Raw genomic sequence first — 20,608 nt, 5'->3', positions numbered from 1 at the left:
CTTGATGCGCCCGGTCGATCGCGCGTGGCGAAAGCGGGCGCGGCGTCGTTCCGAAGCGGCGCCCTGATGCCATAAGCACCGCGCCGACGCAACCCGTCGTCTTCAATCAGCCAACAGCAACCGCCTGTCGATGCGGAACAGGCGCCCGTCGCCGAGCATATGCGCCGTCACGCCGTGGCGGAACAGCGGCCGGAAGGCGGCGTCACGCAGGTTCAGGCCGCCGGCATAGGCGCCCATGGCCGGCATGATGCAGCGCCGCTCCGAGAGCGCGAAGCAGCGTCGGCGCAAGGCCCGGCCGCGCATCCTGACCTTGGCGGCGGGGTGGAGATGGCCGGCGATCTCGTAGTCCGGCTCGTCCGGGTCCGGCTCGTGGCGCAGCGCCACGCCGGCGAGGCTGAGCATGGCGGCGCTGTCGCCGCCCATCGCGCGGCTGATCTGCGGGTCGTGGTTGCCGGTGACCCAGAGCCAGTCGCGGCCCTTCTGGAGCAGGCGCAGCGAGGCGAGATTGTCAGCGCTGATGCGCTCTTCCGCGCCGCGGTCGTGAAAGCTGTCGCCGAGCGCGATCACGCGGGCCGGGTCGTGGCGCAGGATCGCGGCCGCGAGCGCCGCCAGCGTCGCGGTCGAATCGTAGGGCGGCAGGAAGACGCCGCGCGCCGCATAGGCCGAGCCCTTCTCCAGGTGCAGGTCGGCGACGATCAGCGTCCGCTCCTCCGGCAGGACAAGCGCGCCGGAGAGATCGGGCATGATCGCGAGCCGGCCGAGCATGAAGGCCTCGGCTGCTGCGGGCAGGGCGTTCGCCGCCGAGTTCACGCCATCGCCTCTTCGAGCATCAAAGCTTCCGCCTCCGCCAGGATCTCGTCCGCCGCCTCGCCGTGAACCGCTTCGCGGCCGATCTCCAGCATCACCGCCACGCTGAGCGGCGACACGTGGTCCAGCGGCTGGTGCACGATATGGCCGCCGATTCGTGTCAGCATTTGAGCGAGTCGGCCGATATCGAGCAAGCCCGTCGCGGCATCGGCGCGTGCGGCGCGCAGTAGCACATGATCCGGCTCGTGCCGGCGCAGCACGTCATAGACGAGGTCGGTCGACATCGTCACCTGCCGGCCGTTCTTCTCCTGGCCGGGGAAGCGCTTCTCGATCAGCCCTCCGATCACGGCGCAGGCCCGGAAGGTCCGCTTCATCAGCGCCGATTCGGCCAGCCATTCCTCCAGATCGTCGCCGAGCATGTCCTGAGCGAAGAGTTCGTCGAGCGAGAGCGCGCCGCGCGCGATCGCCGCCGACATGTCGCCCAACGACCAGACAGCAATGCCATAGTCGTTGCAGACGAAGCCGAGCGGCCGCATCCGGGCGCGCTCCAGCCGCCGCGTCAGCAGCATGCCGAGCGTCTGGTGGGCGAGGCGACCCTCGAACGGATAGGCGACGAGATAGAAGCGCCCGCCGCGCGGAAAACTCTCGATCAGGAGTTCGCCCGGCTTCGGCAGGCGCGATTTCAGGCGCTGCGCATGCAGCCAGGCCGAGACCTCGTCCGGCAGCTTGTCCCATTCCTTCGGCGAGGCCAGCATGGCGCGCACGCGGGCGGCGAGGAAGGTCGAGAGCGGGAACTTGCCGCCGGCATAGGAGGGCACTTTCGGGTCGGTGCCGGTCGTGGTGCGCGAGCAGACCACCTCGTTCTCGACGATGCCCTCCAGCCGCAGCACCTCGCCGGCGAAGACGAAGGTGTCGCCCGTCGTCATCGTCTCGGCGAAATACTCCTCGATCTCGCCGAGCACGCGCCCGCCGCGCGACAGCATGCCGGGTTGGCCGGGCCTGCCGGCGCGCAAGCGCCCGAGCCGGACCTTGAGCATGGTCGATTCGACGATGGTGCCGACATTCATGCGGTATTGCTGGATCACGCGCGGGTTGCTGGCGCGGAACAGGCCGTCCTTGCCTTGCCTGAGCTTGGCGAAGCGCTCGTAGCTGCGCAGCGCATAGCCCCCGGTCGCGACGAAGTTCACCGTGGCGTCGAAATCCGCGCGCGTCAGGTCCGAATAGGGCGAGGCCGTCAGCACCTCTTCATAGAGCGCATCAGGAGCGAATCCATCGGAGCAGGCGACGCCGAGCACGTGCTGGGCGAGGACATCGAGCGCGCCGATGCGCGGCTCCGGCGTGTCCTGCGCCGCCTCAGTCACCGCATCGAGCGCGGCGCGGCATTCCAGCAGCTCGAAGCGGTTGGAGGGCACCAGCAACGCCTGCGAGGGCTCGTCCATGCGGTGGTTGGAGCGGCCGATGCGTTGCATCAGCCGGCTCGCGCCCTTGGGCGCCCCGATATTGACGACGAGGTCGACATCGCCCCAGTCGATGCCGAGATCGAGCGTCGAGGTGCAGACCACGGCCTTCAGCTTGCCCGCCGCCATCGCCGCCTCGACCTTGCGGCGTTGCTGTGCGTCGAGCGAGCCGTGATGCAGCGCGATCGGCAGGTTGTCGTCGTTGATGTGCCAGAGCGCCTGGAACATGAACTCGGCCTGCATGCGCGTGTTGACGAAGACCAATGTCAGGCGATGGTCCAAAATCGCTTTATAAACATCGCGCACGGCATGGCCGGTGGTGTGCCCGGCGAGCGGGATGCGGCTGGCCGTATGCAGGATGCCGATCTCGGCGCTGGCGCCGCCTTTCACCGTGACGAGCCCGGCCGGCGTGGCGGAACCACCGAGGAAGCGCTGGAGATCGGCGGGCTCGCGCACTGTCGCCGAAAGCCCCACGGCCGAGAGCTTCGGCGCCAGCGCCCGCAGGCGTGCGAGGTCGAGCGAGAGCAGGTCGCCGCGCTTGGAGGTGACGAGCGCGTGCAACTCGTCGAGCACGACGCGCTTCAGGTTGGCGAAGAAGGGTTTCGCGTCGCGATGCGAGACAAGCAGCGCGAGCTGCTCAGGCGTGGTCAGCAGGATGTCGGGCGGCCTGGCGATCTGGCGGGTGCGCTTGGCAGCGGAGGTGTCGCCGGTCCGGGTCTCGACGCTGACCGGCAGCGCCATCTCGCGGATCGGTGTTTCCAGGTTGCGGGCGATGTCGACCGCGAGCGCCTTCAATGGCGAGATGTAGAGCGTGTGCAGGCCATCATACCTGCCGTCGCTCTCGGCGAGCTCGACTAGCGAAGGCAGGAAGCCTGCCAGCGTCTTGCCGGCGCCGGTTGGCGCGACCAGCAAGGTCGAGCGCCCGGCCCGCGCCTCCTCCAGCAGAGCGAGCTGATGCGGCCGCGCGCTCCAGCCGCGGCTGGCGAACCAAGCGGAGAAGTGTTGCGGAAGGAGATCGGCGCGCGCGTCCATTCTGAACAAAGATAGAACGGAAGGTGGGCTGAGGGAATGGTTGTGCTATCAGCTTTTGTCATCATCGAACTGCGCGGTAGCGTCGCGATGACGTTCGATGACACGCACGATCTCGACGGCATCGCCAGCGTATCGGAAAAAGATCACATAGCCCTTGAAGGCGAAGCTGCGCATGTCCGGTCGCAAGTCAGGCCGTGGTCGCCCGAGTTCGCCTGGAAGGCGCGCCAACTGCTGACATTGGTCTTGAACGCTCCGTGCAAAAGCCTCGGCGACGGCTCGATTGCCGCTGCCTTTGCGGATGAATCGCGTGATTGCGACGAGATCGCGTCTGACGGCATTGGCATAGCGCAGCTGGCGCATCAGCGCTTCGCGGCGTCGTTGGCATCCTCTTCGTCGAGAGCGGATTCGATTGCGGCGGCGACTTCCTCGTCAGTGTGCCAGCTGCCTTCTTCGATCGCCGCGTTCAGGGAGTCCCGCAGCGCCTGAAGCTTTGCCTCGCGCTCCTCGACTAGCCGCAAGCCCTCGCGCACGACTTCGCTGGCCGAGCCGTAACGGCCTGTCTCCACGGCGGAGGCGACGAACTCCTCCCAGCGCCGTCCGATCGAAACATTCATGCCGGGCTCCTCCTCAACAGCGAGCAGGATAACATAATATGCGCAAAAATGGCTATCGCGCTGACGGTGCTGTCAGCCCCGCTCCGCCACCACCAGCAGCCCCGGCACCGGCCGGTCGCGATCCTGCCGCGTGCTGGCCTCCTCGATGCGCAATGGCCGTAGCCGCGCCTCGTGCAGCTTCTCGCGCAGCCAGAGGTCGGCATGGGCGAAGCGCCGGTCCTCGCCGACGATGACGCCCTCGCCAGAATGGCTCTGCACCGTGAAGGCGAACAGCCCGCCGGGCTGCAGCACGCGCGCGCTCTGCGCGAAGGCGGCGCCGAGGTCGCCGAGATAGACGAAGACGTCGGCGGCGATGACGAGATCGGCCGATTTGTCCGGCCGGCTGGCGAGGAAGCTGGTCAGTCCGGCGACCGCGAGCTTGTCGTAGAGCGGCGCGCCATCGGCCTTGGTCTTGGCGCGCGCCCGCTCGATCATGCGCGGCGAGAGATCGCAGCCGGCGAGGAAGCCGGTCTCGGCGCGGATCGCCTCGCCCATCAGCCCGGTGCCGCAGCCGAGATCGAAGACCGTCTCGAAGCGGAAGCTGCGGCTCGTCAGCGCGCAAATCCGGCCGAGCGCTTCCTTGAGCAGGGCAGGAGCGCGATATTGCAGCGCCTCGGTCAGATGGCTGTCGAAACGGTCGGCATAGCCGTCGAACAAGGTGCCGGAGAAATTCTCCGAGGTCGCCTCCTCGGCCGGCATGGCGCCGACCCGGGCGAGGTCGAGCCTGGCGCCGAAATGGTCGGCGGGGTCGAGCACCAGGCATTGCCGCCAGGCGGTGGCGGCCTCCTCGTTATGGCCGAGGGCCTCCTGTGCCAGGCCATAGAGATGCCAGGCGGCGGTGAACCCGTAGGCCTCGGCGAGCGTTTGATCGAGGATCTCGATCGCGGCTTTCGGGTCGCCTTCCTTGAAGGCGGCCTCGGCCCAGGCATAGCGCCGGTCGAGCTTGGGGTCGCCGGAGCTGGTGGAATGCGCGCTACTGCCCTTTTCAGTCATGGCGGCGGGTTTATCTGAGGAGCATGACACTGGCCAGACAGAGCACCCGGCAGAATTGGCGCCCATCCGACCTGCTGATCCCGACCCCGGCCGGGCTCTATTGCCCGCCCGCCGATATCCATATCGATCCGGTGCGGCCGGTGGCGCGCGCCATGATCACCCATGGCCATTCCGACCATGCCCGCGCCGGCCATGGCGCCGTGCTGGCGACGCGCGAGACGCTCGAGATCATGGCGCTGCGCTATGGCGAGGGTTTTACGAACTCGCGCCAGGTGGCCGAGCCCGGCGCGGTGACGCGCATCGGCTTGGTCGATTTCCGCTTCGTGCCCGCAGGCCACGTGCTTGGCTCGGCCCAGATCGTGGTCGAGTGCAACGGCCTGCGCATCGTCGCCTCCGGCGACTACAAGCGCGAGCGCGACCCGACCTGCGCCGGCTTCGAGCCGGTGCCTTGCGACATCTTCATCACCGAAGCGACTTTCGGCCTGCCGGTCTTCCGCCACCCGCCGGCCCATGCCGAGGTCGCCAAGCTGCTGGAATCGGTCAGGCTCTTCCCCGAGCGCACGCATATCGTCGGCGCCTATTCGCTGGGGAAGGCGCAGCGCGTCATGGCGCTGATCCGCGAGGCCGGCTACGACAGGCCGATCTACATCCACGGCGCCGTCGCGAAGCTGACGGAGTTCTACGAGGCTGAGGGCGCGCCCGTTGGCGACATCCGCCCCGTCGTGGCGGCCGAACGCAAGGCGCTGGGCGGCGAGATCGTGATCTGCCCGCCGAGCGCGATCCAGGACCTCTGGGCCCGCAAGTTCCCCGACCCGGTCACCGCCTTCGCCTCGGGCTGGATGCGCGTGCGCGCCCGTGCTCGCCAGAAGGGCGTCGAGCTGCCGCTGATCATCTCCGACCATGCCGACTGGGACCACCTCCAGGCGACGATCCGCGAGACCGGCGCCGGCGAGATCTGGGTCACCCATGGCGAGGCGGATGCGCTGGCGCACTGGTGTGGCACGGTCGGCTTGAAGGCCAAGCCGCTGCACCTCGTCGGCTACGGTGACGAGGGCGAGGCGGAGCCCGAGGCGGCGCCGAGCGAGGCCAACCCATGAACCGCTTCGCCTGGCTGCTCGACCGCCTTGCCTACGAGCCGCGCCGCAACGCCAAGCTGGCGCTGATCGCGGATTACCTGCGCACCACGCCCGATCCCGATCGCGGCTATGCGTTGGCGGCGATGACCGGCGGCCTCGTCTTCCAGAACGCCAAGGCCGGGCTGATCCGCGCCCTGATCGCCGAGCGCACCGACCCCGTGCTGTTCGCGCTCTCCTACGATTATGTCGGCGATCTCTCGGAGACGGTCGCGCTGATGTGGCCTAGCTCGCCAGGGAACCCCTCCCCCTTGCGGGGAGGGGCAGGGGTGGGGGGTGAAAAGTCGGAGCGCTTGGCCGAGATTCCAGCCGTTTCGCTTATACGAGCCGCGTCGCACCCAGTCGTTCGCCCCCCATCCCCATACCCTTCCCCGCAAGGGGGAAGGGAGGAGCCTGGGGCGGCATCGTCGGAGCCCGGCCATAACCGCCCGCCGCTCACCCTCACCGAGGTCGTCGCCGGCCTGCGCAACTCCGGCAAGACGGAGCTGCCTCGCCTGATCGCCTCCTGGCTCGACGCGCTCGACGAGACCGGGCGCTGGGCACTGCTGAAGCTCATCACCGGCGCGCTGCGCATCGGCGTCTCCGCCCGCCTCGCCAAGACGGCGGTCGCCAGTCTCGGCGGCATCGCGCCCGACGAGGTCGAGCAGGTCTGGCACGGGCTGGAGCCGCCTTATGCCGAGCTCTTTGCCTGGCTGGAGGGCAGGGCGCCGCGGCCCGAGGCGACCGATCCGGCGCCGTTCCGCCCGGTCATGCTCTCGCACGCGATCGAGGATGGCGATTTCGACAAGCTCGACCCCTCAGCCTTCCAGGCCGAGTGGAAATGGGACGGCATCCGCGTCCAGGCCGCCAGCGGCACTAGGCCCGACGGCACGCGCGTGACTCGGCTCTATTCGCGCACCGGCGAGGATATCGGCGCCTCCTTCCCCGACATCCTCGACGCCCTGGTGCTGGACGGCGCCCTCGACGGCGAATTGCTGGTCCGGCGCGAGGACGCCGTGCAGAGCTTCAACACGTTGCAGCAGCGCCTGAACCGCAAGAGCGTCACGCCGAAGATGCTGATCGAGTATCCCGCCCATATCCGTGCCTACGACCTGCTCGTCGATGGCGAGGAGGATATCCGCGAGCTGCCGCTCACCGAGCGCCGCAAGCGGCTGGAGGCCTTCATCTCTAGGCTGGCCTCGCCCGTCGTCGATCTCTCGCCGCCGATCCCCTTCGCCGATTGGGATGCGCTGGCCGCCGCCCGCGCCGATCCGGCCTCGGCTGGCGCAGGCGCCGATGCCGAGGCGGTCGAGGGCTGCATGCTCAAGCGGCTCGACTCGCCCTATTTGCCCGGCCGTCCCAAGGGCTACTGGTACAAGTGGAAGCGCGATGCCCGGCTGGTCGATTGCGTGTTGATGTATGCCCAGCGCGGCCACGGCAAGCGCTCCTCCTTCTATTCCGACTTCACCTTCGGCGTCTGGCGCGCGACGCCGGAAGGCGACGAGCTGGTGCCGGTCGGCAAGGCCTATTTCGGCTTCACCGACGAGGAGCTCGTCGAGCTCGACCGCTTCGTCCGCCGCAACACGCTGAACCGCTTCGGCCCGGTGCGCGAGGTCACGCATGAGGCTGGCAGCGGTCTCGTGCTGGAGGTCGCCTTCGAGGGGCTGCAGCGCTCCACCAGGCACAAATCCGGCCTCGCCATGCGCTTCCCCCGCATCAGCCGCATCCGCTGGGACAAGCCGCCCGGCGAGGCCGACCGGATCGAGGCGCTGGAGCAGCTCCTTCCGGCATAGACCCCCTTTATCTCCCGAAAAATGTTACACTCCGCGCTGTCTGCGTTGGCGCTTACATGCGCTTGAGCTAAGGCTCGGCTGCGGACAGGATGTCGGCCCGGCCATTGCCGGGAATCGTGCAGGGAAGCGAGGCTATGAAGTTGCAACCAGCGACCCATATCGTGATCGCGGACGACCACCCGCTCTTCCGCGGCGCCCTGCGCCAGGCAGTGTCCCACGCGCTTGCCGGCGCCGAGGTCAGCGAGGTCGGCTCGCTGGAGGCGCTGACCAAGGCGCTGGCCGAGGATGCCGATGCCGATCTCGTGCTGCTCGACCTGACCATGCCGGGCGTGCAGGGCTTTTCCGGCCTGCTCTTCCTGCGTGCCGACCATCCGGAGATTCCCGTCATCGTCGTCTCCGCCAATGACGATCCGGCGGTGATTCGCCGCTGCATCGAATTTGGCGCGCTCGGCTTCCTGCCGAAGACGGCCGAGATGGAGCAGATGGGCGAGGCGATCCGCGCCGTGCTCGACGGCGGCGTCTGGACGCCGCCCGGCGTCGACCTGACCGCTCCCGTCGATGCCGAGATCGCCGACATGGTCCGCCGCCTCTCGACCCTGACGCCGCAGCAGGTGCGCGTGCTGATGATGCTGTCGGAGGGGCTGCTCAACAAGCAGATCGCCTATGAGCTCGGCGTCTCCGAGGCGACGGTGAAGGCGCATGTCTCGGCCATCCTGACCAAGCTCAACGTCGACAGCCGCACCCAGGCCGTCATCGCCGCCGCCAAGATCGCCGGCGCCTCCTGGGCCACGACTGGCGCTTCGGCGACGGCGTGAGCCAACGCATTTCCAAGCGAAGTGGCGACAGGCTCGCGTGAAGGAAATCCGTCAAACGGGAACTGCATTCAGGTCCGGTTCAAGCGTGGCGTGATGTTACGACCGTTCAGGAGAGTGTCCGGCCATGGCCAACGGTAGTCTTGAGCGTTTTCTCGGCGGATCGCTTCTCAGCGTCCTGGTCCGGCTGATCTTCATCTCGCTGCTGGTCGGGGCGGCGATGGCCTTCCTCGGCGTCTCGCCGCGCGGCCTGCTTGATGCCGTCCTGCGCTTCGTCCGCTCGCTCGGCGATCTCGGCTTCGGCGCCGTGCGCGAGGTCGGGCAATGGGTCATCGCGGGCGCGCTGATCGTGATCCCGCTCTGGCTGCTGTCGCGCCTGTTTGCCTCGCGGCGCTAGGTCGTAGGCGCAGAAATCAGGGGTGTTCGCTATCGATTTTTAGCTGACATGAGCTGTCAGCATCTCCCTTGCTTGAGCTTCACTCCTCTGTCGGAGGTGCTAAGCGAAGAGCTCAACTCCGTTGAGAGGGGATTTCGGGATGGCTCAGGACGCGTTGTTCGAGCGGCTTTGGAACGGCTCCGCGCACATGGAGGAATGGACGGAGGCGGTGTCCGAGGGCGCCGTCACGCGGGTCGCCGAAAACATCATCACGGTCCATACGACGTATTTTTGCGGGAGCGTCACCGCAATCCGCACCTCGGACGGGCTGGTGCTGATCGACACGGCCAAGCCCGATACCGCAAGCCAAACCCTGGCCCTGGTGCGAACCTGGGACGACAACCCCATCCACACGGTGATCTACACCCACGGGCACATCGACCACACCAGCGGCATCAAGCTCATCGACGAGGAGGCCGATGCGAAGGGCATTCCCAGGCCCCGCATCATCGCCCATCGCAACGTTCTCGGCCGAATGGAGCGCTATGAAGCTTCGCACGGCTACAACAGCCTCGTTCAGGGCCAGCAATTCGACAAGCCGGGCTATGTCTATCCGATCGGCCAGCGCCGGCCCGACGAGGTCTATGACGAGAGCCTCGCGCTCACGATCGGCGGCGAGCCGATCGAACTGGCCCATGGCCGCGGCGAGACCGACGATGCGACCTTCGTCTGGCTGCCCCGGCATCGCGTCCTGGCGAGCGGCGACTTCGTCATCTGGGTGTTCCCGAATGCCGGCAATCCTCGCAAGGTCCAGCGCTACGCGCCGGATTGGGCCGTCGCCTTGCGCCGGATGGAGCAGCTGAAGCCAGCGGTCCTGATCCCCGGCCATGGCCCGGTCGTCTTCGGGGAGGCCCGCGCCGCGCAGATGCTGCGCGACGGCGCGGAGGCGCTCGAGCATCTGACGCGCGAGACGCTCCGATTGATGAACCAGGGCGCCACGCTCGACCGCATCCTGCATGCGGTGAAGGTGCCGGCCCGGTACCTGAAGCCCTATCTCCTGCCTAAATACGATGACCCGGAATTCCTCGTTCGCAGCCTCTACCATCTCTATGCGGGCTGGTTCGACGGCAACCCGGCCCATCTGAAGCCGGCGAGCGATGCCGATCTGGCTGCGGAGATCGCGCGGCTCGCGGGCGGCGCGCATAACCTTGCCGAGCGGGCTGCTACGCTGGCCGGGCAGGGCGAGACGCGGCTTGCCGCTCACCTTGCCGAATTCGCGGGTGCCGCCGCTCCGGGAGACGCGCATATCCAAGCGCTCCGCGCCGGCGTCCTGCAAAAATGCATCGACGGCGAGACCTCGCTGATGGGGAAGGCCTTCTATGCGGTTTACCAGCGCGATGCGGAGCGGAGGTCGAAAGGCTGAGGGGGCCGCGATTCGTTGGCTACCGACCCGTTGTAGACATTGGCCGCGCGACAAGTTTTGGTGGCCGTCTAAGTGAGATCGTTATTTAAGCCCCCAGCCGAAGTAGCGGAGAGCCGCTTGAGACTTGGCCTTAATCTTCGTGGCGATCTCGCCAAGCTCGGCGACGATGAACTCGCTTCCCAGCTCGAAAAATGCATCGCCGATCGCGAAGGGCTGGCACCGCACGCTGGCGACGCTTTGAGCCGATGGCTGTACAACATCGGCATCGCGATCCCCTTCGGCAGAGGGCCTTTGCACGCTCGTATTTTCTACCGAACCATAGGGCTCTTGTACGGCGGCCCGCTTAACAGGCGCTCTCTCGGTGACCTTTACGTCGTAGATTGTGAAATCAAGGACATCATGGATGAGCTGAAGCGCCGGATGCAGGTCGCTCAGCGGCATCGCTTGCGCTCCTGAGCAGGGGCCGCTCTCCACCCTTAGCCGACACGTTGCCGCTCACGGCTCGCGGCACGAGCCTCAGATCGTCTCACCCCTCGCGATCGCCTCGGCATCTCGGCCGACCAGCACACTGAGCCGCGGCAATCCCGCCTTGCGCGCCTCATTGGCGAGTCCGGCCTTGACCTCGCCGATCAGCCCGGGACCCTTGAACACCATCGCCGAGTAGAACTGCACCAGGCTCGCGCCGGCCCTGATCTTGGCGAAGGCGGTGGCGGCCGAATCGATGCCGCCGACGCCGATGAGCGGGAACTGGCCTTCGACGCGCCGGTAGGTCTCGGCCAGCAGCCGGGTCGAGGGCGCGAAGAGCGGCTTGCCGGAAAGGCCGCCGGTCTCGGCCTTCGCCGCGCTGCGCAGGCTGTCCGGCCGGGCGATGGTGGTGTTGGAGACGATCATCCCGTCGATGCGGCGCTTGCGCGCCACCGCGACCATGCCGTCGAGCTCCGGCAGGGTCAGGTCGGGCGCGATCTTGAGCAGCACCGGCGTCGGCTTGCCGCCAGTCGCCGCCTCATTGCGGGCGGCGAGCGCCCGCGCGATCAAGTCGTCGAGCGCCGATTCGGCCTGGAGGTCGCGCAGGCCGGGCGTGTTCGGCGAGGAGACGTTGATGGTCAGGAAATCGGCGAGCGGGGCGAGGCGGCCCGCCAGAATGGCGTAGTCGGCGGCGCGGTCGGCCGAGTCCTTGTTGGCGCCGAGATTGACGCCGACGAGGCCGCCGCGCTTGCGCCTGGCCGCGAGCCTGGCCGCGACTGCCTCCATGCCCTCGCTGTTCAGGCCATAGCGGTTGATCACCGCCCCATCCTCCGGCAGGCGGAAGACGCGCGGCCTGGCGTTGCCGGGCTGCGGCAGCGGCGTCACGCCGCCGATTTCGACGAAGCCGAAGCCGAGCCCGAGTGAACCGTCGATCGCCTCGGCATGCTTGTCGAAGCCCGCGGCAAGGCCGACCGGATTGGGGAAGCTCAGGCCGAAGGCCTCGGTCGCCAGCACGGGGTCGTCGGATGCCGGCTTGAATGCCGGAGCGACGGCGAGGGCGGCGATGGTCAGGCGATGGGCGGCTTCGGCATCGAACTTGTGGATCAGCGGCCGGGCGAGGTTGAACAGGCTGCCGATCACGCGATGTCCTCCGGGAAAAGATGGCTGCCGTCTCGGCCGAGCGGCAGCGGCGCGACCCAGCGCACGGCCCTGGAATCGAGCGGCGTATAGAGATGCGGGAACAGCGCCCCGCCGCGCGAAGGCTCGTAGCGCAGCGCCGGGCCAAGCTTGGCGTCGTCGACCGCGATCAGCAGCAGCCCGCTCTGCCCGGCAAAGTGCTTCGCCGCCGTCTCGCGTGCCTGGGCCGCGGTCGAGAAATGGATGAAGCCGTCGGCGAGATCGACCGGCGCACCGGCAAAGTACCCGGCGGTTTCGGCGTCGCGCCAGAGCGGCTCGGGGCAAATCTTGTAGATGAGCGGCAATTGAAGGCCTCGGCGGTCCTGTGTCGGATCGACATAGAGCATGCTGGGTGAAACCGGAACCGCGTCATCCGGGAGTGCAACGGGTTTCATCGCGCCGCCGTCATGCTCGGCCTTGTGCCGAGCATCCACGTCTTTGCTTGCGATGAACGGCGCAAGACGTGGATGGTCGGGACAAGCCCGACCATGACGAGAATGACGTAGCCACCTGTGTCGATATGCCGACGTGCTGGGTAGAAAAAGATTGAAATCTTATGCGATAGGGGATATTTCCTATATCTATCCCCGCCGACTCGGCAATGTCAGGACAAGGCCTCTCCGATGTTGTCCCATGAGCAGATCTGGAGCGCGATCGACGCTCTGGCCCAGCGCTATGGCTTCACCCCTTCCGGGCTCGCCCGCAAGGCCGGGCTCGACGCCACCACCTTCAACCGCTCCAAGCGCATCGGCCCGGATGGGCGTGAGCGCTGGCCCTCGACCGAATCGATCGCCAAGATCCTCGGCGCGACCGGCGCCTCGCTCGACGAGTTCATGAGCGTGGTGATGCGCGCCGGCGCCGCTCCGGCGCAGACGATCCCGCTGATCGGCTTCGCCCAGGCCGGCTCCGGCGGCTTCTTCGACGATGGCGGCTTCCCTGCCGGGCAGGGCTGGGACGAGGTCGCCTTCCCCGGCGCCTCCGACGAGAAGGCCTACGCGCTGGAGATCGCCGGCGATTCGATGCTGCCGCTCTATCGCGACGGCGACACGATCATCGTCTCGCCGGCCGCGACGGTGAGGCGCGGCGACCGCGTCGTGGTCAAGACGGTCGAGGGCGAGGTGCTGGCCAAGCAGCTCAAGCGCGAGACGGCCAAGACGATCGAGCTCGCCTCGCTCAATCCCGAGCATCCCGACCGCGTGCTGCCGCGCACCGAGATCGCCTTCATGGCGCGGGTGATCTGGGCCAGCCAGTAAGCGCCTGGAACTCAACCCCTCTCCTGAAGAACCTCCGCCGTCATTGCGAGCGAAGCGAAGCAATCCAGGGGGTTCGCTCTACGCCCCCCTGGATTGCTTCGTCGGCTGCGCCTCCTCGCAATGACGGCGGAGGTTCTTCAGCATAAAGACTGGAGGTTTCAGGCCGCTCGCAACGGGAGTGCTACCTTGAACACCGCGCCGACCTGCGAGGGTTCGAGCGCGATCGTGCCGCCGTGGAGCCGGACGAGTTCGGCGGCGATGGCGAGGCCGAGCCCGGCGCCGCCGGGGCTGACCGAGCCGCGGAAGGCCTGGAACAGGTTGGCCCGTGCCCGATCGGGCACGCCCGGCCCGTTATCGACGACGCGCAGCACGATATCGGCGGCCTCGCGCCCCGCCGTTACCGTCAGCGTTGGGCGGCGGCCGGCTTCCGCCCCGGCCTCGGTCAGCGCCTGCACGGAATTGCGCATCAGGTTGAGCAGGACGCGCGCCATCTGGTCGGGGTCGCAAGGCAGCGACAGCTCGGCCGGGACGTCATTGGCGAAGGCGACGACGGGGTGCTCGGCCAGGCCGAGCAACTCGCCCGAGTCGGCGACGAGCTGGCGCAGGGCGACGTCGCGCAGGTCCGGCATCGCCTCGGCGGCGCGGCCATAGGCCAGCGTCGCCTGGCAGAAGGCGATGGCGCGGTCGAGCGTCGCGATCAGGCGCGGGGCGAAGCGCCGGATCTTCGGGTCGCGCGTCTCGGTCAGCCGGTCGGACATCAGCTGCGCCGCAGCCAGCATGTTGCGCAGGTCGTGGTTGATCTTGCTGACCGCGAGGCCAAGCTCGGCGAGGTGCTTCTTGGTGCGGAGTTCCCCGGCGAGCGTGCGCTGCATGCGGGCCAAGGCGCGTTCCGCCTCGCCGATCTCGTCGGCGCGCTGGGTCGGCGTGATCGCCCGGTGCGGGTTTTCGGGATCGGCCTCGAATTCCATGACGTTGGCGGCGAGTTGGCGGATCGGCCCGACGATCAGCCCGTTCAGCGCGACATAGACCAAGACGGCGGTGAGGCCGGAGATCAGCAGCGAGACCAGCAGCAGGTTGGCCGAGAATTTCAGCATGGCCCGTCGCAAGGGGCCCTCGTCGATCACCATCTCGACGAAATCGGCACCGCCGACCGCTTCGCCGAGCACGCGGATCGGCATGCCGTGCGGCGGCGCGACCAGGACCTGCACCGCGTCGGAGATCGCGGTCACCCAGTCGAGCTGGCGCAGGTCGACGGTCAGAGCGACCTCCTGCGGCATCGTGTCGAGGCTGAGCAGGCGCCGTGCCCCGCCGACGCGGGCCGCGATGGCGCGCGCGCCGACGCCGGCCAGCAGCCGGGCCTCGCTGCCCTCTGGCAGGCCGCCATCGGCCGGCACCCCTTCGAGCACCAGCACGGCGATCTGCGCCGCGGCGAGCCGGTCGTTCAGCCAGTTGCGCCGGAAATTCGCGACCGACGGCAGGTAGATCAGCACTTCCGCCAGCATCACGAACAGCACGGTCAGCATCAGCAGCTTGGCCGAGAGGCCGGGCCGCGTCAGGCTGCGCGGGACGCTGACCGAAAGCGCATTCGTGTCGAGGTTTGGATCCTGCATCGAGCGCAGCTTACCCGAAACGTCTGAGGAAGCCGATGAGTCGGCGCAGGCCGGGTTTTGCCGCGAGCGGCGCGAAGAACGAGGTCGCGGCGCGGGCGGATATCTCGGAGAAGGCCGGGGAGGGCATGACGAAGCCCGCCATCTCCTTCACGTCGAAGCCCTTCTGGATCGCCATGCTCCAGGGCAAGATCAGTTCGGCTGCCTGAGCGCCGGCGATGGTGACGCCGAGGATGCGCCCCTTCTTGTCGGTGACGAGCTTGACGAAGCCCTCGGTCTTGCGCTCGGCCTGCGCCTTGTCGCTCTCGGCATAGGGCCAGCGCAGCACGTTGATGGCAGGGCTCTTGGCGCGCGCCTGCGCTTCGGTGAGACCGACGCTGGCGAGCGCGGGATCGCTCTGGACGATGCGCGGGATCACGGCCGCCCCGAGCCTTGCCGGCTGCCGGAACAGCGCCCGGCGCAGCACCAGGCTGGCGTGATGGTCGGCGACATGCGGCGCCTGCAGCCCGCCTGGTGCCCCACCGGCGCAGGCGCCGATGGCGTAGACGCGGCGGTTGCTGGTGCGCAGGCCGGTACTGACGGTAATGCCCGCCGCATCGCTGGTGATGCCGCCGAGCTCGAGGTCGAGCGCGGCGAGGTCGGGTTCGCGCGCCGTGACGAGCAGGTGCGTGCCCTCGACGATGTGCTCGGGCTCGCCTGCGAGGACGAGCCGCACCCGGCCCTTCGCCGCGGTCTCGGCCCGCAACACCTTAGTCTCCTCATGTAGCGTCACGCCCTCGCGCAGCAGCGCGCGGCGGATGAGCCCGACCGCCTCGGGGTCCTCGCCCGGCAGCAGGCCCTGCGCCGCCACGATCGTCACCACACTGCCGAGCCGCTGCATCGCCTGCGCGAGCGCGATGGCGGCCGGCTCGCCGCCCAGCACGATCAGGCGGTCGGGGCAGCGGGTCAGCGTCGCGATGCTGTCTTCGCTGAGGATGGCAAGCTCCTCCAGCCCCACAATGGCGGGGATGGCCGGGCGCGAGCCTGTGGCGACGGCGAAGCGCCGCGCCTTGATCACCTGGTCGCCGACCAGCACGGAGTTGCGGTCGCGGAAGCGCGCCTCGCCGGTGATCACCTTGACGCCTAAAGCCGTGAAGCGCTCGGCCGAGGCATTCGGTGCGAGCGCCGCAGCGACCCGCGCCATATGGTCGTGCACTTGCGCGAAATTCACCTGCGGCTCGCCGGCCGCGATGCCGAAGCGCGAGGCTTCGCGCAGCGCCCGCACCTGCGCGGCGGCCGCGATCAGCGCGCCGGAGGGCAGGCCGCCCGCATTCCGCCCGGCGCCGCTCATGCCGTCGCGCGCGATCAGGACGGTGGGCACCCCGAAGGCCGCCGCGGCCGAGGCGAGCGCGAGCCCGGCCCGGCCGGCGCCGATCACGCAGAGATCGGGCGTCAGCGGCGCTGGCTTTGGCGCTGTCGCGGAGCTGTCGGTCACGCTGCTTCTCCCTGATCCGCCCGGAGCATGGTGCGAAAAAGCGGGAACCGCTTCTTCGCGCAGGCCATGCCCTACCTGATCCGGCAGAACTCACGCCAAATCAGTCGCTTGCTGATGCGTTGCCATATCAACGGAATCAAGGCTATCCGGCTGCGATAGGGCAGGACAACCATAGGGAGCGGGTCACCACCTCGTGAGCGATGGTGCGATGCGCCGCCGGAGCCCTCAGGCGACGTGGCGCCCCTTGTCCGAGGTGATGCTGGACAGGGGCTCGGGCCGGCCGAAGAGATAGCCCTGCGCCCGGTGCGCGCCGAGCAGTTGCACGGCGATGCGCTGCGACTCGGTCTCGATGCCTTCGACCACGACGTTCATCGAGAGGCGGCGGGCGAGCTGGCAGACCGCCTCGATGATAGCCTTCGAGGCCTCGTTGGCGTGGACGTCGCGGCTGAAGCTCTGGTCGATCTTCACCTGCGCGAACGGGTAGGTCGAGAGATAGGCGAGCGAGGAATAGCCGGTGCCGAAATCGTCGAGCGCGAACTTCACGCCGAGCGCGCGCAGGTCGTGGATCACGGCGAGCGTCGCCTTGTTGTCCTCGATCAGGAGCGATTCCGTCACTTCGAGCGTCAGCCGGTGCGAGCCGAGGTTGGAGGTGATCAGCGCGTCCTTGACGGTCTCGACGATGCGGCGCGGCTCGCGGAACTGCAGCGGCGAGATGTTGACGGAGACGCCGACCTCGTTCGGCCAGGTGGCGGCGTCCTTGCAGGCCTGCTTGATCGCCCAGTCGCCCATCGCGGCGATCAGGCCGGATTGCTCGGCGATCGGGATGAAGACGCCGGGCGGGATCATGCCGCGCGTCGGGTGGCGCCAGCGCATCAGCGCCTCGCGGGTCACGATCTCCTGCGTCTTCAGGTCGATGATCGGCTGATAGTAGAGCTCCAGCGAGCGCTCGTCGCAGGCAATGCGCAGGTCGACCTCGATCTCGTGCCGGTCGAGCGCCTCCTCGGCCATGGCCGGGTTGAAGAAGGTCAGCGTGTTCCGCCCGGCAGCCTTGGCCTTGTAGAGCGCCGTGTCGGCATGGCGCAGCAGGTCGGCCGGGGTCGCGGCGTCGTGCGGCGCCATGGCGATGCCGACGCTGGCGGTGACGTAGACGGTCTTGGTGTCGAGCTGGAAGGCACTGCCCATCGCGTCGATCATGCGCTGGGCGATCGTGGTGACGACGCTATGGCTCGCCGAGGGCAGGATCAGCACGAACTCGTCGCCACCGAAGCGAGCGAGCAGGTCGCCGCCGCGAATGGCGCCGCGCAGCCGGCTCGCGGTCTCGACCAGGACGCGGTCGCCGATATCGTGGCCGAGGCTGTCATTGACCTGCTTGAAGCCGTCGAGGTCGATATAGAGCAGGGCGAAGGGCTCGCCCGTCCGCTCCAGCCGGTCGAAGGCCTCGGCCAGGCGGTTGTTGAACTCGAAGCGATTGGCGAGGCCGGTGAGCTCGTCGAAGCGGGCCATCTGCTCGATGCGCGCCTCGGTCGCCTTCCGCTCGGTCGCGTCCTCCGTCAGCATCAGCACGCCGCCCTCGGCCGCCGGCGCGATGGTGACCACGAGCAGCCTGCCGCCGCGGGTCTGGAGCTCGCGGCTGGCCGCCTGCTGCGATTGCTGGACCTCGGCCAGGACCCGCCTGGTCTCGCGCACCTGGTCGGGGCTGATCACCTGGCGCTCGATCAGGAAGCGCGCGATCGCCGTCAGCGGCGTGCCCGGCAGGGCGAGCGTGTCGGGGATGCCGTAGAGCGTGCGGTGCGGTGCATTGCAGACCGCGAGCTTCAGGCTGGAATCGTACATCGCCAGCCCGTGGATCATGGTGTTCAGCGCGGCGTCGAGCGTCAGGTTCTGCGAGTGCAGGGCCGAGGCCAGCGCCTTGGACTGCTTGGTCGCATCGCTCAGCGCCAGCAGGTTGCGGTGCAGCGAGTTGGTGATGGCGATGTTGGCCAGCACGTAGAGGAAGGCGAAATAGCCGATATACTGGTAGTAGACGTTGTGGGCCTGGATCAGCCCGAAGGCCATCGGCACGCAGAAGGTGAGCAACTGCACGGCCACGAATTTCGGCCGGCCGGCATTGCGCGCGACATAGCCCGAGGCGAGCGCGATGGTCGAGGAGACCGAGGTGATATGCGCCGCGGGGTCGTCGGTCTGGGTCAGGGCGACGTAGCAGCTATAGCCGAGCACCGCGCTGAACACGGTCGCGCCGAGGAAATACTCCCGGTCCCAGCGCCGCGTCTCGGCGAAGCTGTCATCCGCATGCTCGCGCCGGCGATAGGTGACGACCGTCATCATCCTCAGCGCCACGACCACCGCCACGACGATGGTCAGCGTCATGAAGATGGTCATGCCGGACGAAAGCCAGCACAGATAGGGCGTCAGGATGCCGGCGATGCCGCCGGGGATGATCGAGCCCGGCGACGAGAACAGCGAACTGACCAGCAGGCGGTAGCCCGGCAGGTCGAACTCCTCGCGGATTTCGCCCGGTCTGCCGCCGTCTGTAAGCCCTTTCAGAGCGCCCGCCATCCATTCCTGCCTTGCGCGGCCATGGGGAGGCGCTGGCGTATTGACTCGCCGAACTCCGCGCCACCTAAAGCCTTACGATACGACAGGTAAATGTTTCGTGAGGACGCGTGCAACCGGGTCAGGGTTGCACGAAGGGATACCGCAGGCCGTGCTTCAGACGCCGGCCAGCGCCACGGTCGCCGGCCGCTGATAGACCCGCGCCAGCATCCGGTCCTGCGTCTGGGCGATGCGCTGGAGCTTCGAGATCGCGCTCGGGTTCAGGCGCAGCATGCAGTCGGTCCAGATCTGGCCGAGATGCGCCAGCTCCTCGCGCAGGTCGCCGGCCCGGCGGTTGAAGGCCGAGAACAGCGCGGTCTTGGCGGCGTGGACCGGCAGCGAGTCGGCGGCGTATTTGCGGATCCAGTCGTCGCCGCTTCCGGCCGGGACGACGGCCTCGAGCCCGCCGGCCTCCATGAACTCGGCCGCGCTCATCTCCTCGCCGGAGAGGAGCATGCGCTCGGCGGCGCGCGCGCCCATCCGCCGCGAGAGGATCGCCACCGCCGTGATCGGGAAGTGGTTGAACTTGATCTCGGGGTAGACGAACGAGGCCTGCTCCTCGGCGATCATGATGTTGCAGGAGCGCGGCGCGTCGATGCCGCCGCCGATCGCCTTGGCGTGGATGGTCGAGAGCGTGATCACCAGGCCGTTGAGCCCGCTCGCGTTCCAGACCGCGCCCTCGATCGAGAGCCGGGCATATTCGGCCAGGGCGGCGCGGTCGTTCTTGGCCAGGCAGTCGAGGTAGAAGTCGAGGTCGCCGCCGAGCGTGAAGAACGGGCCGGTGCCGCGGAAGGCGAGAAAGCGCACCGGCGCGGTGTGGTATTGGTCCGGCGCGCCCCAGAGCGCGAAGATCGCGCGCTGGATCTTGCCCAGGCTGTCCAGCAACTGCAGCGTGAAGACCGGCTTCAGCTCCGGCTTGATCGTCACCCAGAGCGTCTTGATCTCAGCCTCGTAGGCGAGCTGCACTTCCGGCAGGAAGCCCGCCTTGTAGCGGATCGCATCGATGACTTCGCAGCATTCCAGCGTGGTCGCCGAAGTCGGTCGCGTATTCGAGCCATAAGCCTGGAGCATGCCGCAAACCCCGTATCCCGGAATGCCGTAAGGGTAGGTGAAGTTAATGAACTGTAAATGCAAACTCGCGGAATTGGTTAATTTCGCTAACGTTTGTCGATTGGGGTCGGGAGGCGGTCGTCGCGGCCTCATATCCCAACATGCCGTAGGGAAATGAAATGCGAGGCACTGCGTCAGCCTGCCGAAGGCAAGCGCCGTTCCGCCGATCTGACGCTTATGACCTTGCGTCGCGTGATTGATTAAAGTTGCGCGCGACGGCCGGGGAACGACATGAACGGTCCGAAATCGGGTGCGCGCCTAAGTTGTTCTTGCGCCGGGTGGCGACGGCCGATTCAGAGGCTTGGAAGCCGACGCATCAAGCTGGGACAATTCCGTAGCGGCCGGAGCCAGCTTGGGACGGGTCGGGAGGCGCGGCTGATATACTGGGGACGGGGTGCCTTGCCGGCTTCCAGCGCGGCCCCGTCATGCGATAGCGTCAGCCGGACAGGCATGGGGCGCAGGGCCGCCATCGC

Annotated in this window: 18 protein-coding genes; 6 read left to right on the top strand and 12 right to left on the bottom strand. The window is 67.9% G+C overall.

Going from position 1 to position 20,608, the window contains the following annotated elements:
• Positions 1–102: 102 nt before the first annotated feature.
• The 5 genes from pdeM to DWF00_RS17100 form a co-directional block, all read right to left on the bottom strand.
• A complete protein-coding gene (pdeM, locus tag DWF00_RS17120) occupies positions 103–810 on the bottom strand; it encodes a ligase-associated DNA damage response endonuclease PdeM (RefSeq protein WP_245974021.1) in 708 nt (235 codons plus the stop codon).
• Positions 807–3,296, bottom strand: a complete 2,490-nt coding sequence (locus tag DWF00_RS17115) for a ligase-associated DNA damage response DEXH box helicase (RefSeq protein ID WP_114828936.1) — start codon at positions 3,294–3,296, stop codon at positions 807–809. Before DWF00_RS17115 ends, pdeM begins: the two co-directional genes overlap by 4 nt.
• A 48-nt stretch (positions 3,297–3,344) precedes the next feature.
• Positions 3,345–3,656 carry a type II toxin-antitoxin system RelE/ParE family toxin gene (locus DWF00_RS17110; RefSeq protein ID WP_114828935.1) on the bottom strand — a complete coding sequence of 104 codons (312 nt, stop codon included), beginning with the start codon at positions 3,654–3,656 and terminating at the stop codon, positions 3,345–3,347.
• Entirely contained in the window at positions 3,656–3,910 is a 255-nt protein-coding gene (locus tag DWF00_RS17105) for a type II toxin-antitoxin system ParD family antitoxin (protein WP_114828934.1), read from the bottom strand. The genes DWF00_RS17110 and DWF00_RS17105 overlap by 1 nt, the downstream gene beginning before the upstream one ends.
• Before the next feature lie 72 nt (positions 3,911–3,982).
• Positions 3,983–4,942 (bottom strand): class I SAM-dependent DNA methyltransferase, encoded by a 960-nt coding sequence (locus DWF00_RS17100; protein ID WP_181832600.1) that lies wholly within the window; start codon positions 4,940–4,942, stop codon positions 3,983–3,985.
• Between the two features lie 23 nt (positions 4,943–4,965).
• On the opposite strand from DWF00_RS17100, the gene DWF00_RS17095 reads away from it, so the two are divergent.
• The 5 genes from DWF00_RS17095 (at position 4,966) to DWF00_RS17075 (ending at position 10,458) form a co-directional block, all read left to right on the top strand.
• Positions 4,966–6,039 carry a ligase-associated DNA damage response exonuclease gene (locus DWF00_RS17095; protein ID WP_114828933.1) on the top strand — a complete coding sequence of 358 codons (1,074 nt, stop codon included), beginning with the start codon at positions 4,966–4,968 and terminating at the stop codon, positions 6,037–6,039.
• Positions 6,036–7,847: a cisplatin damage response ATP-dependent DNA ligase gene (locus DWF00_RS17090; RefSeq protein ID WP_114828932.1), complete on the top strand. Its 1,812-nt coding sequence runs from the start codon at positions 6,036–6,038 to the stop codon at positions 7,845–7,847. Before DWF00_RS17095 ends, DWF00_RS17090 begins: the two co-directional genes overlap by 4 nt.
• Before the next feature lie 134 nt (positions 7,848–7,981).
• On the top strand, positions 7,982–8,662 hold the full coding sequence (locus tag DWF00_RS17085) for a response regulator (RefSeq protein ID WP_114828931.1): 681 nt from the start codon (positions 7,982–7,984) through the stop codon (positions 8,660–8,662).
• A 124-nt stretch (positions 8,663–8,786) separates the two neighbouring features.
• Positions 8,787–9,056 carry a DUF6460 domain-containing protein gene (locus DWF00_RS17080; RefSeq protein WP_114828930.1) on the top strand — a complete coding sequence of 90 codons (270 nt, stop codon included), beginning with the start codon at positions 8,787–8,789 and terminating at the stop codon, positions 9,054–9,056.
• Between the two features lie 139 nt (positions 9,057–9,195).
• The gene (locus tag DWF00_RS17075; RefSeq protein WP_114828929.1) at positions 9,196–10,458 is read left to right on the top strand and encodes an alkyl sulfatase dimerization domain-containing protein; all 1,263 of its coding nucleotides are present in this window, start codon (positions 9,196–9,198) and stop codon (positions 10,456–10,458) included.
• Between the two features lie 81 nt (positions 10,459–10,539).
• On the opposite strand, the gene DWF00_RS17070 is transcribed toward DWF00_RS17075, so the two are convergent.
• From DWF00_RS17070 to DWF00_RS17060, 3 genes are all read right to left on the bottom strand, one after another.
• Complete coding sequence (locus DWF00_RS17070) at positions 10,540–10,899, bottom strand: hypothetical protein (protein WP_114828928.1); 360 nt, start codon at positions 10,897–10,899, stop codon at positions 10,540–10,542.
• 75 nt (positions 10,900–10,974) lie between these two features.
• Positions 10,975–12,063, bottom strand: coding sequence for a quinone-dependent dihydroorotate dehydrogenase (locus DWF00_RS17065; RefSeq protein ID WP_114828927.1), 1,089 nt, complete (start codon positions 12,061–12,063; stop codon positions 10,975–10,977).
• On the bottom strand, positions 12,060–12,446 hold the full coding sequence (locus DWF00_RS17060; RefSeq protein WP_114828926.1) for a DUF952 domain-containing protein: 387 nt from the start codon (positions 12,444–12,446) through the stop codon (positions 12,060–12,062). The genes DWF00_RS17065 and DWF00_RS17060 overlap by 4 nt, the downstream gene beginning before the upstream one ends.
• 276 nt (positions 12,447–12,722) lie before the next feature.
• On the opposite strand from DWF00_RS17060, the gene DWF00_RS17055 reads away from it, so the two are divergent.
• Positions 12,723–13,352, top strand: coding sequence for a S24 family peptidase (locus DWF00_RS17055; protein WP_114828925.1), 630 nt, complete (start codon positions 12,723–12,725; stop codon positions 13,350–13,352).
• A 158-nt stretch (positions 13,353–13,510) separates the two neighbouring features.
• Here the strand turns inward: DWF00_RS17055 and DWF00_RS17050 are convergent, their stop codons facing one another.
• From DWF00_RS17050 to DWF00_RS17035, 4 genes are all read right to left on the bottom strand, one after another.
• Positions 13,511–14,962 (bottom strand): sensor histidine kinase, encoded by a 1,452-nt coding sequence (locus DWF00_RS17050; protein WP_114828924.1) that lies wholly within the window; start codon positions 14,960–14,962, stop codon positions 13,511–13,513.
• Between the two features lie 10 nt (positions 14,963–14,972).
• Complete coding sequence (locus tag DWF00_RS17045; RefSeq protein ID WP_245974019.1) at positions 14,973–16,433, bottom strand: dihydrolipoyl dehydrogenase family protein; 1,461 nt, start codon at positions 16,431–16,433, stop codon at positions 14,973–14,975.
• A 225-nt stretch (positions 16,434–16,658) separates the two neighbouring features.
• Entirely contained in the window at positions 16,659–18,989 is a 2,331-nt protein-coding gene (locus DWF00_RS17040) for a putative bifunctional diguanylate cyclase/phosphodiesterase (protein ID WP_114828923.1), read from the bottom strand.
• Positions 18,990–19,142: 153 nt separating this feature from the next.
• Entirely contained in the window at positions 19,143–20,096 is a 954-nt protein-coding gene (locus DWF00_RS17035) for an enoyl-CoA hydratase-related protein (protein ID WP_181832599.1), read from the bottom strand.
• Positions 20,097–20,608 lie beyond the last annotated feature (512 nt).

Source organism: Allobosea caraganae (assembly GCF_003351345.1).
Classification (GTDB): domain Bacteria; phylum Pseudomonadota; class Alphaproteobacteria; order Rhizobiales; family Beijerinckiaceae; genus Allobosea; species Allobosea caraganae.
The sequence above is the reverse complement of the archived record's forward strand: the minus strand, read 5'-3'. Positions and strand labels throughout refer to the sequence as shown.

What these genes read in the sequence shown, in the direction of transcription:
- DWF00_RS17115 (WP_114828936.1), bottom strand. Translation starts at nt 3,296, where the DNA reads ATGGACGCGCGCGCCGATCTCCTTCCGCAACACTTCTCCGCTTGGTTC.
- DWF00_RS17110 (WP_114828935.1), bottom strand. Translation starts at nt 3,656, where the DNA reads ATGCGCCAGCTGCGCTATGCCAATGCCGTCAGACGCGATCTCGTCGCA.
- DWF00_RS17105 (WP_114828934.1), bottom strand. Translation starts at nt 3,910, where the DNA reads ATGAATGTTTCGATCGGACGGCGCTGGGAGGAGTTCGTCGCCTCCGCC.
- DWF00_RS17100 (WP_181832600.1), bottom strand. Translation starts at nt 4,942, where the DNA reads ATGACTGAAAAGGGCAGTAGCGCGCATTCCACCAGCTCCGGCGACCCC.
- DWF00_RS17095 (WP_114828933.1), top strand. Translation starts at nt 4,966, where the DNA reads ATGACACTGGCCAGACAGAGCACCCGGCAGAATTGGCGCCCATCCGAC.
- DWF00_RS17090 (WP_114828932.1), top strand. Translation starts at nt 6,036, where the DNA reads ATGAACCGCTTCGCCTGGCTGCTCGACCGCCTTGCCTACGAGCCGCGC.
- DWF00_RS17085 (WP_114828931.1), top strand. Translation starts at nt 7,982, where the DNA reads ATGAAGTTGCAACCAGCGACCCATATCGTGATCGCGGACGACCACCCG.
- DWF00_RS17080 (WP_114828930.1), top strand. Translation starts at nt 8,787, where the DNA reads ATGGCCAACGGTAGTCTTGAGCGTTTTCTCGGCGGATCGCTTCTCAGC.
- DWF00_RS17075 (WP_114828929.1), top strand. Translation starts at nt 9,196, where the DNA reads ATGGCTCAGGACGCGTTGTTCGAGCGGCTTTGGAACGGCTCCGCGCAC.
- DWF00_RS17070 (WP_114828928.1), bottom strand. Translation starts at nt 10,899, where the DNA reads ATGCCGCTGAGCGACCTGCATCCGGCGCTTCAGCTCATCCATGATGTC.
- DWF00_RS17060 (WP_114828926.1), bottom strand. Translation starts at nt 12,446, where the DNA reads ATGCTCTATGTCGATCCGACACAGGACCGCCGAGGCCTTCAATTGCCG.
- DWF00_RS17055 (WP_114828925.1), top strand. Translation starts at nt 12,723, where the DNA reads ATGTTGTCCCATGAGCAGATCTGGAGCGCGATCGACGCTCTGGCCCAG.
- DWF00_RS17050 (WP_114828924.1), bottom strand. Translation starts at nt 14,962, where the DNA reads ATGCAGGATCCAAACCTCGACACGAATGCGCTTTCGGTCAGCGTCCCG.
- DWF00_RS17040 (WP_114828923.1), bottom strand. Translation starts at nt 18,989, where the DNA reads ATGGCGGGCGCTCTGAAAGGGCTTACAGACGGCGGCAGACCGGGCGAA.
- DWF00_RS17035 (WP_181832599.1), bottom strand. Translation starts at nt 20,096, where the DNA reads ATGCTCCAGGCTTATGGCTCGAATACGCGACCGACTTCGGCGACCACG.